The following is a 15,128-nucleotide window of genomic DNA, read 5'->3' as shown; positions in this document are numbered from 1 at the left end:
ATTCTTACCTAATCCCTAATCCCTAGTAAAGAGTCCCTAATTTACTTTTGCCTTTTGGCTTGGGCCTAGTAAAGTAAAAAGACAAAAGAAAAAATTATGTTTATACTTTTAGCTTTTGTATAACAGCAAGATTGCTTTTCGTTATTTGTGTGGAAGTGAAGAGGAATGTGAATAAAATGCGTTTATCTCCCGTATTGGTGGCGGCGTTGACAATTGCAGCCCCTTTGGGCAGCTCTTTGAGTGCAAATGCACAAACCCCTAATAGCTCAAAACAGAAACCAGTGGTTTTGCAACCAACGACAAATCAAGACTCGCAACTGGTAAATCAAAGTGCAAACACTCAAGGGGCAGCAGCCTTAAGAGTAGAACCGCGTTCCACCTCAAATGTGAATCCAGAAAACCTCAAAAAGCAGCCAGGTGTTGTCGCTGTCTTTCCGGCAAAGAAGCCAGTAGTAATAATACCAAGCCACGCAGCGCCAATCACGGCACAAAACCCGCCGTCAAACCAAAATATTCCCGGTTCAAATACAGTTCCCGATATTCCCCCACCTGAGAATCAACAACAAGTTCCTTCCCAGAATTTGCCAACGCTGAATCCTAATCAGCCAACACCTGAAGAAAACCAACAACAGCAAAATCAGCAACTCAATCAGCCAGCACCAGGAGAAAATCAACAACAGCAAAATCAACAACTCAATCAGCCAGCACCAGGAGAAAATCAACAACCGCCAAATCAACAACTCAATCAGCCAGCACCAGGAGAAAATCAACAACCGCCAAATCAGCAACTCAATCAGCCAGTACCAGGAGAAAATCAACAACCGCCAAATCAACAACTCAATCAGCCAGCACCCGAACAAAATCAACAAAACGCAACCCCAGAAGCGACAGAATCCCGCGTTTTAGTATCAGAGGTATTGGTTAGAAGTCAGACAGGGCAGCAATTATTACCGGAACTAGAAAACCAAGTTTACAGAGCGATTCGTACCCAACCAGGAAGGACAACAACGCGATCGCAACTACAGGAAGATATCAACGCTATCTTTGGTACTGGTTACTTCTCTAACGTCCAAGCTGTGCCAGAAGATACTCCATTAGGCGTGCGCGTCAGCTTCGTAGTGCAGCCCAACCCTGTCTTAACTAAAGTCCAAATCCAGGCAAATCCAGGCACAAATGTTCCCTCCGTACTGCCTGCCAACGCTGTTGATGAAATCTTTAAAGAGCAATATGGCGGCATTCTCAACTTACGTAGCTTGCAGGAAGGCATCAAAACTTTAACCAAGCGCTATCAAGACCAAGGTTATGTACTAGCAAACGTAGTAGGTGCGCCGCAAGTAGCAGAAAACGGAGTTGTCACCCTACAAGTAGCAGAAGGGGTGGTAGAAGATATTCGCGTTCGATTCCGCAATAAAGACGGTCAAGATACAGACGATAAAGGACGACCAATCCGGGGTCGGACGCGGGACTATATCGTTAAGCGAGAATTGGAATTGAAGCCCGGACAAGTCTTTAACCGCAACACAGTGCAAAAAGACTTGCAAAGGGTATTTGGACTAGGACTATTTGAAGATATAAATGTTTCCCTTGACCCAGGTACTGACCCTAGCAAGGTGGATGTAGTAGTGAATGTGGCTGAACGCAATAGTGGTTCGATCGCAGCAGGTGCGGGGATTAGTTCTGCTAGTGGGCTGTTTGGTACTATCAGCTATCAGCAGCAAAATTTAGGGGGAAGAAACCAAAAACTAGGTGCGGAGTTACAAGTAGGACAGAGAGAATTGCTGTTTGATTTGCGGTTTACAGACCCGTGGATTGCCGGCGATCCTAACCGCACTTCCTACACAGCGAATATTTTCCGCCGTAGGTCGATTTCGTTGATTTTTGATGGTGATGATGACAATATTGAAACATTTAACGTCGGAAGACCAGATGAAGATGGCGATCGCCCGCGTGTTGTTCGTCTAGGTGGTGGTGTCACCTTTACTCGTCCCTTGTCCGGTAATCCTTTCCAAAATTCGGAATGGACAGCTTCAGCAGGTTTGCAGTATCAAAGAATTTCGATCACTGATTCCGATGGCGATGTCAGAAGGTTAGGACGAGTTGAGAATAGTACTAACCCTAACGACATACTTGAACTAAGTCAATCTGGGGAAGGTAGAGACGACTTGCTGCTATTGCAATTAGGAGCAGCACGCGATCGCCGTAACAACTCCTTGCAACCTACCAGAGGTTCTTTTCTCCGCTTCGGGGTCGATCAATCAGTACCAGTGGGATTAGGCAGCATTTTCCTCACTAGATTCCGGGGTAGTTACAGCCAATATGTCCCCGTCAAATTAACTAACTTTAACAAAGGACCACAAACCCTCGCTTTTAACATTCAAGGGGGAACCGTCCTGGGTGACTTACCTCCTTACGAAGCCTTTACCCTTGGTGGTAGCAACTCCGTCCGGGGCTATGAAGAAGGAGCATTAGGTAGTGGACGCTCTTATGTACAAGCATCACTTGAATATCGCTTCCCCGTATTTTCCGTAGTTAGTGGTGCATTATTTTTTGATGTCGGTAGTGATCTGGGAAGCAGTACTAGATCGGCTGATTTACTGAACAAAAATGGCACCGGCTATGGCTACGGTTTAGGCGTGCGCGTGCAGTCTCCATTAGGACCGATTCGCGTTGACTACGGCATCAACGACGATGGCGACAGCCGAATCAACTTTGGGATTGGGGAAAGGTTTTAAGGAGTTAGTAGTTAGTGGGTAGTGGGTAATGGGTAATGGGTAGTGGGTAATGGATAATGGGTAATTTTTGACAACGCTCCAACGCTCCAACCATCAATTAACTACTAACTACTAACAACTAACAACTATCTACTAACAACCCTCAACTAACAAAATACATATGCAACAACACACAATTGCGGAGGCGATCGCCCAAGTAGGAGTCGGACTACATAGCGGTGAGAAAACTCAGGTACGGATACTACCAGCAGATGCGGGTAGTGGACGCTACTTTGTCCGGGTGGATTTGCCGGACTTACCGATAATTCCCGCACAAGTTGCGGCGGTGAATGAGACTGTGCTTTCGACTCAGTTGGGTAAAGGGGTGGCGTGCATTCGCACTGTAGAGCATTTATTAGCGGCTCTGTGTGCGATGGGGGTAGATAACGCCCGAATTGAGATTGATGGGGCGGAAGTGCCTCTGTTGGACGGTTCAGCGCAAATTTGGACACAAGCGATCGCCGAAGTTGGCTTAGTCTCACAAACTTTGACTAACGACGAAATTCCCCCGGTGATAACCGAACCAATTTGGGTGCGTCAAGACGATGCTTTTGTCTGTGCTATCCCCGCACCAGAAATTCGTTTTACCTACGGTATTGACTTCGACCTGCCGGCGATCGGTAATCAATGGTACAGTTGGTCACGAGGCTCAAATCTGGCAAATGCATCAGTTGCGTTTGCGGCGGAAATTGCCCCTGCCCGTACTTTCGGTTTATTACATCAAATTGAATACCTGCAAAAATCAGGGTTAATTAAAGGCGGAAGCTTGGATAATGCTCTGGTTTGCGGACCCGAAGGTTGGCTAAATCCACCATTAAGATATGCAAATGAGCCAGTACGTCATAAAATCTTGGATTTAGTAGGAGATTTAAGTTTACTAGGAAATTTCTTACCTAGTGCTCATTTCTTGGCGTACAAAGCCAGCCACAATTTACACATTCAACTCGCCCAGAGGATTTTAGAGTTGTCAGCGGTTGGCGGTTAGTCAAAAGCTAAAAACCTAAATCCGGGGAAAGTTAAAAGCGGCACCTACAACAAGCCAAAAGTGAAAATCAACCGAGCGTGCCAATGTCAATTCTCACTGAAGTTAACACAGTCAAAGATCCTGATTCTGCATCTACCAAATCTCAAACCAATGAAACAAGCACATCTGAGAGAAAAACGATTTTTACAATACAAGAAATTCAGAAACTCTTACCCCATCGCTATCCTTTTGCACTTGTAGACCGAATTATCGACTACGTGCCAGGAAACCGGGCTGTGGGTATAAAAAACGTCACCTTTAACGAACCTCAGTTTCAAGGGCATTTTCCCGGTCAGCCGATTATGCCGGGAGTGCTAATTGTTGAAGCTATGGCACAAGTCGGCGGTATCGTTTTAACTCAACTACCAGAGTTAGAAGGCGGACTTTTCCTGTTTGCAGGTATAGATAAAGTCCGGTTTCGCCGCCAAGTAGTACCAGGCGATCAACTAGTAATGACCGTGGAACTGTTGTGGGTAAAACAACGTCGTTTCGGTAAGATGCAGGCTCGTGCCGAGGTAGACGGTCAGCTCGCTGCCGAAGGCGAACTGATGTTTTCACTTGCTAATTAAAAAATCCGCTTTTGTGGTATGGGCGCCACCGTGAGGTGCCCATTACTGATTCCTGAAAAAGGATAGCAGTAAATAAAACTTGCCACAACCGCATTGTTTAATTTCTAGATTTTAAACGCCCTCACACATAACTTGCGATCGCCGATTTCTGACACACAATACCTAAACACTCAGCACTCAAGACTATTCTGGAGATGCACCCTTGAAAACTCTTATTCATCCAACTGCTGTAATTCATCCTAACGCGCAAATCCACGCCACGGTGCAAATCGGTGCCTATGCGGTTATTGGAGGGCAAGTCAAAGTAGGTCCGGAAACTATTATTAGTCCTCATGTTGTCCTAGACGGACTGACGGAAATTGGAGCGCGAAATCACATTTTTCCCGGAGCCTGTATTGGCATGGAACCCCAAGATTTAAAATACGCTGGGGAACCTAGCTGGGTCAAAATTGGCGACAATAACCAAATTCGGGAATATGTCACGATTAACCGCGCTACAGGTGCAGGTGAAGCAACTGTCATTGGCGATGGTAACTTGTTGATGGCTTATGTCCATGTAGGTCATAACTGCGTCATTGCCGATTCTACAATTATTGCTAACTCTGTGGCTTTGGCTGGTCACGTCCATATTGATTCCTGCGCTCGACTGAGCGGGGTTTTAGGTGTCCATCAATTTGTACATATTGGCAGCTTGGCAATGGTCGGCGGTATGACTCGCATTGACCGCGATGTGCCGCCATATATGATGGTGGAGGGCAATCCATCACGGATACGAACCCTCAACCTTGTAGGACTCAAACGCTCTGGAATGAGTTCTACTGGCTTGCAAATCCTCAAAAAAGCCTTCCGCTTTCTCTACCGTTCTGAGTTAACTTTTAAAGACGCTTTGGAACAGTTGGAACTGCTGGGGGACACACAAGAGTTGCAGTATCTGCGCCGCTTTCTGCTATTATCTCAAATGCCCGGAAGACGCGGCTTGATTCCTGGAAAGGGCAAAGCAGCCGGAAGTGATGAATCTTGAGTTATGAGTTTATAGTCCGCAGTCCATAGTCCATTCGTCCATAGTTTAAGTATCTTTAACTATTGACTATTGACTGTTGACTGTTGACTATAGACCGTTGACTATTGACTGACTCCTAAATTTACATAATGCGAATATTTATCAGCACCGGTGAAGTGTCTGGCGATTTGCAAGGAGCGTTGCTGATTGCAGCACTTCAACGTCAAGTCGTTGCGGCAGGGTTAGAATTAGAAATTGTGGCGCTGGGTGGCGAAAAAATGGCGGCGGCGGGCGCACATCTACTGGGTAATACTAGTAGTATTGGCTCAATGGGTCTTTTTGAATCGTTGCCTTATGTTTTGCCAACTATCCAGGTGCAACGAAAGGCGATCGCTCACCTGAAAGAAAATCCACCAGATTTGGTAGTTTTAATTGACTATATGACACCCAATCTGGGCATTGGCACTTATCTGCGAAAGCATATGCCCCAAGTCCCAGTGGTGTATTACATTGCACCCCAAGAGTGGGTTTGGTCGGTAAGTTTGCGTAACACTTCCCGAATTGTCAGCTTCACAGATAAGCTTTTGGCAATTTTCTCAGAGGAAGCCCGTTACTACCAAGAGAATGGCGCTAAAGTTAGCTGGGTAGGACATCCTTTAGTTGACCGAATGGAAAACGCTCCCAGTCGAGAAGCTGCTCGTGAATCGTTGGGGATTGCACCGGAACAGATAGCGATCGCTCTTTTACCTGCTTCTCGTCGCCAAGAACTAAAATATCTCTTACCAGTAATTTTTCAAGCTGCCCAAAATATTCAAGCGAAATTACCTGAAGTTCATTTCTGGATTCCCTTATCTCTGGAAATATACCGAGAATCTCTAGAAAAAGCAATACAGCGTTATAATTTGCGGGCAACTGTAGTATCCGGTCAGCAACAAGAAGTTATGGCGGCTGCGGATTTGGCAATCACTAAATCTGGTACAGTCAATTTAGAACTTGCCCTGCTAAATGTGCCGCAAGTTGTTACCTATCGGCTGCATCCAGTTACAGCTTGGATTGCGCGTAATATTCTTAAAGGTTCTATACCCTTCGCATCGCCAACTAATTTAGTGGTGATGAGAGAAATTGTACCAGAGTTTTTACAAGAGCGAGCAACGCCAGAAAACCTAACTCAAGCTGCAATGGAATTATTGCTGAATCCCAGCCTAAAAGAGCAAACTTTAACTGATTATGACCAAATGCGGCAGTGTTTGGGAGAAGTCGGAGTATGCGATCGCGCTGCGGAAGAGATTTTACAAATGATTCCTGATAACGCGATGTTCGTGATTTGAGAGTGCGATCGAGTCAATAATTTCAGGTAGAGACGCTATTTAAAGCGTCTTTTTGCATTTTTAATTCAAGAACAAGCCAAAAAATAAAAATATGAGATAATTATATTTATTGCCAATATGGCTTTGTCAGATTAAGGTAATACTTTCAAGCTTAAGAATTGCAAATATGATTCACAGTAATAACAAAGAAAGACCTATCGCTGTTGATTTATTTGCTGGTGCTGGGGGGATGTCTCTTGGTTTTGAGCAAGCAGGTTTTGACGTACTTGCATCTCTGGAAATTGATCCAATTCATTGCGCTACACATGAATTTAATTTTCCTTTTTCGAGTATTTTATGTAAAAGTGTTGTAGATACTACAGCAATAGAAATTAGAAGTAAATCCTCTATTGGTGATAGAGAAATCGATGTGGTGTTTGGCGGACCTCCATGTCAAGGTTTTTCATTGATAGGTAAACGTGTTTTTGACGATCCTCGGAACTCTCTAGTACATCATTATATCCGGTTAGTTTTAGAATTACAGCCAAAGTATTTTGTTTTAGAAAATGTGAAAGGAATGACTTTGGGAAAGCATAAAGAGTTTATTTCAATAATCATTAATAAGTTTGAAAAGAACGGTTACAAAGTTCGCAAAGATTACAAAGTATTAAATGCTGCTGAATACGGGGTGCCACAGAATCGCGAACGATTATTTTTACTAGGTTGTCGTCAGGATTTGGAATTACCAAATTATCCACAAGCTATTACTAGACCTGCAAAATCAAATAAAGCTGGCTTGAATAATGAACTACCATTAACCCCTACAGTTTGGGATGCACTTAAAGACCTACCTGAAATAGAAAATTACATAGAGTTATCTGAAAAAGATTGGGTGAAAGAAGCAGATTTTGGGAAACCAAGTAATTATGGTAGACAACTTCGTGGTCTTTCCTCTATAGATAAAGACTATTCCTATGAGCGTAAATATGATCCGAGAATGCTTACCTCAAGTTTAAGAACAAAGCATAGTTTAGAATCACGTCATAGGTTTGAGTCTACTCCATGTGGCAAAACAGAACCTATAAGCCGCTTTCATAAACTTGATCCGGAAGGAATATGCAATACACTCAGAGCAGGAACTGCTAGCAATAGAGGAGCTTTTACTTCTGCTAGACCAATACATCCATTTACCCCAAGATGTATAACTGTACGCGAAGCTGCGCGTTTACATTCTTATCCAGACTGGTTCAGATTTCATACAACAAAATGGCATGGATTTCGACAAATCGGAAATTCTGTCCCTCCGTTATTAGCTAAGGCAGTGGCGTCAGAAATTATTAAAGCTATTGATATAAAACCAATTAAACCAGGAGTTATACAAGAGCTTGGAAACGAAAATTTACTGATGTTTGATATGTCTCAAGCTGCTAGATATTATGGAATAAATCCGCAAGTTATAGAACCAAGAGCGAGAAAGTCAAGGTGCGCTAACACACCCTAGTGTTAATACTAAGTCCAAAATTCCACAAGTTCATAACGAAATTTATGAGCATTGACTCTGCGTTACTCTGCGCTTACCTTAGCTCACGAGTGCGTTTCAAAACACTCGTATTAATGAAGTACTGTACTAAGTCCAAGTGCGGAAAAATGTACTATCTTCCCAAATAGCAGCAGTACGTTGCTCTATTTCTGCCAGTTCCTGATTTTTGAGGATCTGAAAAGCTCGTGCGACCTTGACATTTTCTTTTAATTGTGCTGTTGTCTCAGCGGCAATTACACAGCACTGAACCCCAGGCTGAGATAAACTGTATCCTAAAGCTTGTTGCATACCTGACAAACCACCTGGCTTGAACAATCGACCGTAAGCGGGGACTTTCATTGCAATCACAGCTACATTTTGTTGCTGCGCTATCGGTAAAACTACAGGTAAAAATGGGCGCGGATGATGTTTGTCTGCTGCATTGACGGGAATTAGCGTTGTGTGGAAAGGATAGCGACGCAGCCCTTCGGCGATTACTTGAGGGTCGTGGTGTCCGGTAATACCAGCAAACCGGACGATTTTTTGCTGCATCGCTTCTTCTACAGCTTTAATTGCTCCGGATTTACTAAAGATGGTGTCGAGTTCTTGGGGGAAAGATACGTGATGTAGCTGCCATAAGTTAAGATAATCTGTGTTGAGACGTTTAAGCGATCGCTCTAATTCTCGCCAAGCTCCATCACGATCTCTTTTGTCAGTCTTACTTGCTAAAAACAGCTTTGGTCTGTGGGGTGGTAGAACTTTTCCCAAATAATCTTCACTTGGTCCGTAACTTGAGGCAGTGTCAAAATAACGGATGCCTAATCGCAACGCTTTTTCAATAATTGCCACAGCATCACGTTCTCTTCCTTCCCAGGATAGCGGCGTTTGACCCGCTCCACCCAAGCCGAAGATAGGCACTTTTACTTCTGTGCGTCCCAGCACTCGTTCTGGCATTGTTGCTGGTGGTGTCGCAGTGTTGGTAGCATTTTGTTGCAAGGTAGTAGATCCTACAATACCCCCTGCGACGGCAACACTGGTCATTAAGAAGTTGCGCCGCGTCGTTTTTTCTGACATGGTTTACTTGGGAGGTGAAATCGCTTCTCTTCTAGTATGTTAGCTACAAAGAAGTAATTTGAGACAGCAAAACTACTGTTAGTCCAGGAACATTTTGAAAGCGCTGGTCATTAGTTACAAAGGTGGAACATTGAGTCAACAATGCTGTTGCTGCATGGATAGCATCAGGTAATTTTATGTTAACGTTGGCACGAAGTCGAGCAGCTTCAATTAATACATCACGATTGACAGTAATTACTGTTAAATTCTGTGAGTTACTGATAAGCTGTTTGTATATAGTTTGTTTAGCTAAGTCTTGATTTTGGAACGGTTTGACCAATGCTTCAGATAGTGACAACTCACTGGTAACAGCACTCAAATTACCCCGATCAATACTTTGAAATAGCTGGGTTAAATCGTGGATGAATACTGGATATCCTTCTAAGGCATAGATCCAGATATTGGTATCAAGATAAACTCGGTTGCCTTGAATAGCATCTAGGATTCCCATGCATCTCGTTCTTGGCTAATAAACTTATCTACTTCTTCTGGTGTAGCAAAACTGCCTTTTGCACTGCCAATAAAGCTGGTTAAAGAACTTTTAGATTGATCGGTGGGTGATATAAGTACTATAATCTCCACAGTTGCGCCAGTAGGAAGTTCTGGAGAACAGATTTGTACTACACCACCAGGTTTTACTACCGCTTTTTGCCTGAGTCCCTTAAGCATGATTTTTCATCCTGATTAATCTAGGAATACCGCCTTGCATAAGAATAGCTAAGAACAAGAGCGATCGCACTTGTTTTTTTTAGCTGAGGATGAGGAGCGATGGCTTCGCCAACGCCAAGGGCGAACGCGCTTGTTTTTTTAGCTGAGGATGAGGAGCGATGGCTTCGCCAACGCCAAGGGCGAACGCGCTCAGAGGATGTTTGGAAAGTCCTAAAATATACCAAAAACCCCTCTCCAAACCTCTCCCCCGGTGGGGGAGAGGCTTTGAAACCCCCCTTCCCTCTAAAGGGTTGGGGGGCAGGGGAGCCAGTGCCGTGGGCGGGTTTCCCGACTTGAGGCACAGCCGCGTGGGTTAGGTTTGTTAGATTCTGATGTTAATAATAATGCTTTTCAAACATCCTCTCACAAATTTTCTATAAACTCATCAGGTGTGACTTTTGCTTGCTTAAGAACACCGCTGAGTGTGCCAACTTTTAACTCACGTCGGAGTGGTACAACGCAAACTATTTCTCCTTCTGGTGTTGGTTTTTTAAGTACGACATGACTACCAGTTTGCCTAGCTTGAAAAAACCCCAAGCGCTCTAATGCACTAACTGCATCGTTCCCTGATATTCTTGGCAATCTAGGCATAGCTAACCTGGATGCTAGTTACAAACCTTGGATTTGTTTCAGGTAAGGGACACTCTTCCAGATATAGTTTAGTGGCTTCTTTGAGATTAGCAAGAGCCTCTTCAATAGTTTCCCCCTGATCAACTGTGCCGACTTCAGGACATTCGGCAACGTAGATATCTTCTTCTTTGTAAACGATTGCAGTAAAGCTTTTGATGTTCATAGTATTTTCTATTTTAGTTTACAAGCAGGGCGATCGCACTTGTTTTTTTTAGCTGAGGATGAGGAGCGATGGCTTCGCCAACGCCAAGGGCGAACGCGCCTTTGAAGAATCAACTTTCTACAGTAAGCTTTTTATACAAAGAAGATTCATAAAATTTTTGTAGCTCATGTATTCTATTTATTATGTAAGGGTGAGTATTGAAAATCTCAGAGATTTTTGATACACCACTTTCATCAATATCTCTTTTTTGCTCCAAGAGAGCATCTAAATCTATTCTCTCGAAAAGTTCTTTACCAATAACCAACTTGGCTAATGCTGTTATTGAAGCTTTAAGATTCTGACTTGCTAATAGTCCACCACGATCACAGGTATATTCGCACTTTCTTGACCAATATAAGAAAACAAACCCTGTTATATCAGATATTATAGGTACTTTAGCAATATTTTCAGCGGTATTAGTTAATACAATATAATTAGTATGATTGCATTTTATATGCGAGAATTCATGACCAATTATTGAAATAAGCTCATCCTCATCCATTGCTTCAACTAATGCAGAGTGAAGCACAACTGTTTTTCTATCATCAATAAATCCTGTTGCATAAGCGTTAAGTTCTGGACTATGCCTTACAAATACATTTGGCATTCTCATACAAAGCCGTTCAGCAGCAACTTTTGCTGCTCGATAAACTTCAGGTAGTTGATGCTCTGAAACCTTGATGCTGCTACCTAGTAGTTGACCTTGACGAACTTTAATCCAAAATGCTGATGAGCCTACTACTACAAGTACTAAACCCAGGCTAATCCCAAGCAAAATAAAAAAGATAAATCCTAAAACACCAAGGCTTGAGTAAAGTACCACTTTTTCTCCTACAACTCGGTAGTCATCAGCATAAATGTTTTTATTAAGCTTTTCTTTTTGAACGTGATAGTTATTATTAGCGTTCTTTTTAGGATGGGTTAGAGAAAGACTGGTAGGACTTGATGTTGCAGGTGTCTGTGCTACTAACTCAAACTCTTGATTCCAAACCGGAAACTCTTCACCTATTTGCCGTCCATAAACCTTTACTCTCTCAATAGATGTAACCCCCAAACCTATTATCCCTTTCCGGATGAATGTAACTAAGGCTTGCTGATCTGGCACTTCGGGAGATTCCAGCATTACTTGTAAGCAAGCACCTTTGAGAGCAATTTTTGCAGTGATGCCTTTAGCTTGTAATTGGCGGTTTATCAAAGATGCGATCGCCTCTACATTTCCCTGTTTAGCAAGTTCCAAAAGATTCGCTTGTGTCATAACCAGTAAAAGTGAAAACCTGAAAATTAATTCTCCATTCTCAGGATTCCCATTTTCAAGACGCGATTAACATTGTCTATATTTTTAGTTAATCACGCCCTTTATTACGTATATTCACTCACAATTATGGAAGTCCGCGCAGGCGGACTTTGTACGCACAACGCCGCGATTTTAGTCGTCGGTAAATGAATGTTACTTATTTCCAGCACTTTGCTTTGCAAAATCCAAATAAACCTGATACTGTGTAATTTTTTGCTGAGACAATGCATAATCAGGACTTGAAGATGGCACAGAATTCATCAAAAATATTGCTTCTTTCCACATATTTTCAACCATCTTCCATTCATCATGAGATTCTGCAACCCTAGCTAGTTTTGCTGCACTTTTACCTTTGCTTAGTCCTTTTTCAAAAGTATCATCCTCAAGAGATTTAGAATTAACTGGTGTAGCTTCAGAAGAAACAGATAATCTAATTTGCTCTGCTAAATTTGCAGTTTGTTGAACTTCTGGTAACTTGGTAAACAAATATATCCATGCAGCCACCAAAGGAATCAAAATAATTGTAAATATTCTCTTTGGTGATTTACCATGCTTGGTAATAAAGCTCAAAAAAGTTGGTTTTTTAGCTGGTAACTCTTCAGTTGTTTGCATCTGGGTTGAAATAGTTTCATCTCCCATGCTGTCAGTCTCAATTTGGGGAGATGCATCCAAATTGGGGTTTTCTACTGTATTATCAACAGAATCACCATAAACCAAGCGACACTTAAATAAATACCCAATCTGGTAAATTAAAGCCGCATTAATCAGCCAGACTACAGCAAAGATTGTTTGTATGTTTCTGTCAATGAAACTTGAGTTGGTGATAATTTTTTCGTAGCTGAGATTAAATAAAGGTAGAAAAGGGGTACAAAACAACGTTGCGGCTAAGGTTGACAGAATAAATACAAGCCAACTATATAAACTTTCCCACCAACTGATGAACCCAGGAAAAAAACCTTGAATTTTGCTGACTTTTTCACCGGGAATTGCGGAAATAAAGCGACCGAGAAAAAAGTGATGCAAAAAGGCGATCGCCGGAATTGGTAGTATAAGTAACAAAATCAGCCAGATGATAAATTGTTCCGGTCTGTTTGACCATCTAGCCAGATTCAGCAACAATTCACTATTGCGTCTAATAATATTGACAAACGCAGTCATCAGCACAGATAACATTAAAGCACTTAACCAGGAATTAGGATAAGGAAACCATATAGGTAATCCAAATTTTTTCATATGACCCATCCTCCGCTTCATTTAAATTAATGGTTAGGTAAACTCAGACGATGCGATCGCACTCTCAACTTACACATCGCCATTTTCACGTCTATTCGGCTGTATCAGAACAAACTATAAATATCATATGAACGATTAAATAATACCTCTCGCCCAACAACCAATCAATCACAGCTTTCTTTACAATTGCACTCATTCGCCATATCCCATCATCCCGCTTAAAACTTATGGGAGTGCCACAATTGAGAAAGATAGGTTTGACTGCAATGACACCTTCACCTACATATACCCGACAGCCTTGGTCTGAATCTTATAGTGAAATAATTGATGTTCGTTCAAAGAGCGAATTTGCCCAAGACCACATCCCCAAAGCTATCAATTTACCAGTGCTGAATGATGACGAACGCGCTGAAGTGGGAACGATATATAAACAAATCAACCCCTTCACCGCTCGGAAAATTGGGGCTGCTTTAGTATCAAAAAACATCTCCCAGCATCTAACTGAATACTTTGCCACAAAAGATAAAAACTACCGTCCTCTAGTCTACTGCTGGCGCGGTGGACAGCGTTCTGGTAGCATGGCTTCGGTGCTATCGCAAATTGGTTGGCGAGTCACATTACTCGAAGGTGGTTACAAAACTTATCGCGCCTATGTTCGCCAGCAAATCGAAGATTTGCCACAAAAATTTACTTATCAGGTACTGTGCGGTCTTACTGGTAGCGGTAAAACGCATATCTTACACCAGATGCGCTTAACTCGTGGCGCTCAAGTTTTAGATTTAGAAGCTTTAGCCAACCATCGCGGTTCTCTGCTGGGGGAAGAATGGCAAGGAAAACTTTCACCTCAACCTTCACAAAAATACTTTGAATCTCTGCTATTAGAACAGTTACAAAACTTCAATCCACATCAACCAGTGTGGGTAGAATCAGAAAGCCAAAAAATTGGCAATATTTACTTACCCCAATTTTTATGGGAGAAAATGAAACAGGCTAACTGTGTAGAAATTCAAATACCGATAGCTGCTAGAGTGAAGTTTCTTTTAGAAGAATATCCGCATTTGGTGGATCGTGCTGATATTTTAAAATGGAAGTTGGAAAAACTTAAGTCTCGCTATGGTTGGGATAAATTATGTCACTGGTATCAGTTGATTGATGCCGGAGAGTGGGAATTATTTGTGCAGGATATATTGCAATACCACTATGACCCTACCTATAGACAGTCAATAAAACGGGACTTTCCCAAAGCCGAACGCGTGCTATCTATCCCCAATTTATCTGATAGCAGTATTGATACTTTATTGGATTATTTGTTGCCGAATTTTCTAGCATTAACCTAATAATACTACTCCTCTCCAAAGTGTGGAGAGGGGTATGTGTGAAGAAATAGCTTGGTATAAAACTGTATGTTCCCTAACTTACAGGTAATTTAAAAAATAAAATAGCGCAATTTGATTAGCTGACATCTTGCATTATTTTCAATAACCGTAGGTGGGCAGTGCCCAACAACAAATAAATAAGGGTTTTAGGCACTTATCCTAATAATAATACTCTTCTGGAAAATGTGGAGAGGGGTATATGTGAAGTTATTTACATCTCTTCAATTTAACTTCACATTATCCTAATAATAATACTCTTCTTGAAAATGTAGAGAGGGGTATATGTGAAGTTATTTACATCTCTTCAACTTAACTTCATAGAAAACTCAGTATTATTTCCAGCAGCCACTGTTGAAAACTGGTAGTAGCTTGTAATTAGTAA

At 42.2% G+C, this 15,128-nt stretch carries 14 protein-coding genes; 7 read left to right on the top strand and 7 right to left on the bottom strand.

The annotated features are described in order from the left end of the window. The first annotated feature begins 176 nt into the window (after positions 1–176). The 6 genes from PI95_RS00605 (at position 177) to PI95_RS00580 (ending at position 8,172) form a co-directional block, all read left to right on the top strand. Positions 177–2,732, top strand: coding sequence for a BamA/TamA family outer membrane protein (locus tag PI95_RS00605; protein WP_039753017.1), 2,556 nt, complete (start codon positions 177–179; stop codon positions 2,730–2,732). 160 nt (positions 2,733–2,892) lie between these two features. Beyond that, positions 2,893–3,756, top strand: coding sequence for a UDP-3-O-acyl-N-acetylglucosamine deacetylase (gene lpxC / locus PI95_RS00600; RefSeq protein WP_039753018.1), 864 nt, complete (start codon positions 2,893–2,895; stop codon positions 3,754–3,756). Positions 3,757–3,839: 83 nt separating this feature from the next. After that, on the top strand, positions 3,840–4,364 hold the full coding sequence (gene fabZ / locus PI95_RS00595) for a 3-hydroxyacyl-ACP dehydratase FabZ (protein WP_039753019.1): 525 nt from the start codon (positions 3,840–3,842) through the stop codon (positions 4,362–4,364). 202 nt (positions 4,365–4,566) lie between these two features. After that, complete coding sequence (gene lpxA / locus PI95_RS00590; RefSeq protein WP_039753020.1) at positions 4,567–5,385, top strand: acyl-ACP--UDP-N-acetylglucosamine O-acyltransferase; 819 nt, start codon at positions 4,567–4,569, stop codon at positions 5,383–5,385. 128 nt (positions 5,386–5,513) lie between these two features. After that, complete coding sequence (gene lpxB / locus PI95_RS00585) at positions 5,514–6,692, top strand: lipid-A-disaccharide synthase (protein ID WP_039753021.1); 1,179 nt, start codon at positions 5,514–5,516, stop codon at positions 6,690–6,692. Positions 6,693–6,858: 166 nt separating this feature from the next. Then, positions 6,859–8,172 carry a DNA cytosine methyltransferase gene (locus tag PI95_RS00580; protein ID WP_039753022.1) on the top strand — a complete coding sequence of 438 codons (1,314 nt, stop codon included), beginning with the start codon at positions 6,859–6,861 and terminating at the stop codon, positions 8,170–8,172. A 126-nt stretch (positions 8,173–8,298) separates the two neighbouring features. Here the strand turns inward: PI95_RS00580 and PI95_RS00575 are convergent, their stop codons facing one another. From PI95_RS00575 to PI95_RS00545, 7 genes are all read right to left on the bottom strand, one after another. After that, positions 8,299–9,264 (bottom strand): aldo/keto reductase, encoded by a 966-nt coding sequence (locus PI95_RS00575; RefSeq protein WP_039753023.1) that lies wholly within the window; start codon positions 9,262–9,264, stop codon positions 8,299–8,301. A gap of 43 nt (positions 9,265–9,307) precedes the next feature. Further along, entirely contained in the window at positions 9,308–9,754 is a 447-nt protein-coding gene (locus PI95_RS00570; RefSeq protein ID WP_039753024.1) for a type II toxin-antitoxin system VapC family toxin, read from the bottom strand. Continuing rightward, on the bottom strand, positions 9,742–9,972 hold the full coding sequence (locus PI95_RS00565) for a hypothetical protein (protein ID WP_039753025.1): 231 nt from the start codon (positions 9,970–9,972) through the stop codon (positions 9,742–9,744). The genes PI95_RS00570 and PI95_RS00565 overlap by 13 nt, the downstream gene beginning before the upstream one ends. A 402-nt stretch (positions 9,973–10,374) precedes the next feature. Further along, positions 10,375–10,602, bottom strand: a complete 228-nt coding sequence (locus tag PI95_RS00560) for a type II toxin-antitoxin system HicA family toxin (RefSeq protein WP_039753027.1) — start codon at positions 10,600–10,602, stop codon at positions 10,375–10,377. Continuing rightward, complete coding sequence (locus PI95_RS00555) at positions 10,595–10,804, bottom strand: type II toxin-antitoxin system HicB family antitoxin (protein WP_039753028.1); 210 nt, start codon at positions 10,802–10,804, stop codon at positions 10,595–10,597. Before PI95_RS00555 ends, PI95_RS00560 begins: the two co-directional genes overlap by 8 nt. A 109-nt stretch (positions 10,805–10,913) precedes the next feature. Beyond that, complete coding sequence (locus tag PI95_RS00550) at positions 10,914–12,098, bottom strand: M48 family metallopeptidase (protein ID WP_052325779.1); 1,185 nt, start codon at positions 12,096–12,098, stop codon at positions 10,914–10,916. Between the two features lie 192 nt (positions 12,099–12,290). After that, positions 12,291–13,370: a hypothetical protein gene (locus tag PI95_RS00545; protein ID WP_039754058.1), complete on the bottom strand. Its 1,080-nt coding sequence runs from the start codon at positions 13,368–13,370 to the stop codon at positions 12,291–12,293. A gap of 266 nt (positions 13,371–13,636) precedes the next feature. On the opposite strand from PI95_RS00545, the gene mnmH reads away from it, so the two are divergent. Then, a complete protein-coding gene (mnmH, locus tag PI95_RS00540) occupies positions 13,637–14,707 on the top strand; it encodes a tRNA 2-selenouridine(34) synthase MnmH (protein WP_039754060.1) in 1,071 nt (356 codons plus the stop codon). Positions 14,708–15,128 lie beyond the last annotated feature (421 nt).

Source organism: Hassallia byssoidea VB512170, from assembly GCF_000817785.2.
Lineage (GTDB): Bacteria > Cyanobacteriota > Cyanobacteriia > Cyanobacteriales > Nostocaceae > Hassallia > Hassallia carrinoi.
This window is presented reverse-complemented; position numbering and strand designations above follow the sequence as displayed.

What these genes read in the sequence shown, in the direction of transcription:
- mnmH (WP_039754060.1), top strand. Translation starts at nt 13,637, where the DNA reads ATGACACCTTCACCTACATATACCCGACAGCCTTGGTCTGAATCTTAT.
- PI95_RS00550 (WP_052325779.1), bottom strand. Translation starts at nt 12,098, where the DNA reads ATGACACAAGCGAATCTTTTGGAACTTGCTAAACAGGGAAATGTAGAG.
- fabZ (WP_039753019.1), top strand. Translation starts at nt 3,840, where the DNA reads ATGTCAATTCTCACTGAAGTTAACACAGTCAAAGATCCTGATTCTGCA.
- PI95_RS00560 (WP_039753027.1), bottom strand. Translation starts at nt 10,602, where the DNA reads ATGCCTAGATTGCCAAGAATATCAGGGAACGATGCAGTTAGTGCATTA.
- PI95_RS00555 (WP_039753028.1), bottom strand. Translation starts at nt 10,804, where the DNA reads ATGAACATCAAAAGCTTTACTGCAATCGTTTACAAAGAAGAAGATATC.
- lpxB (WP_039753021.1), top strand. Translation starts at nt 5,514, where the DNA reads ATGCGAATATTTATCAGCACCGGTGAAGTGTCTGGCGATTTGCAAGGA.
- PI95_RS00545 (WP_039754058.1), bottom strand. Translation starts at nt 13,370, where the DNA reads ATGAAAAAATTTGGATTACCTATATGGTTTCCTTATCCTAATTCCTGG.
- PI95_RS00575 (WP_039753023.1), bottom strand. Translation starts at nt 9,264, where the DNA reads ATGTCAGAAAAAACGACGCGGCGCAACTTCTTAATGACCAGTGTTGCC.
- PI95_RS00570 (WP_039753024.1), bottom strand. Translation starts at nt 9,754, where the DNA reads ATGGGAATCCTAGATGCTATTCAAGGCAACCGAGTTTATCTTGATACC.
- PI95_RS00605 (WP_039753017.1), top strand. Translation starts at nt 177, where the DNA reads ATGCGTTTATCTCCCGTATTGGTGGCGGCGTTGACAATTGCAGCCCCT.
- lpxC (WP_039753018.1), top strand. Translation starts at nt 2,893, where the DNA reads ATGCAACAACACACAATTGCGGAGGCGATCGCCCAAGTAGGAGTCGGA.
- PI95_RS00580 (WP_039753022.1), top strand. Translation starts at nt 6,859, where the DNA reads ATGATTCACAGTAATAACAAAGAAAGACCTATCGCTGTTGATTTATTT.
- PI95_RS00565 (WP_039753025.1), bottom strand. Translation starts at nt 9,972, where the DNA reads ATGCTTAAGGGACTCAGGCAAAAAGCGGTAGTAAAACCTGGTGGTGTA.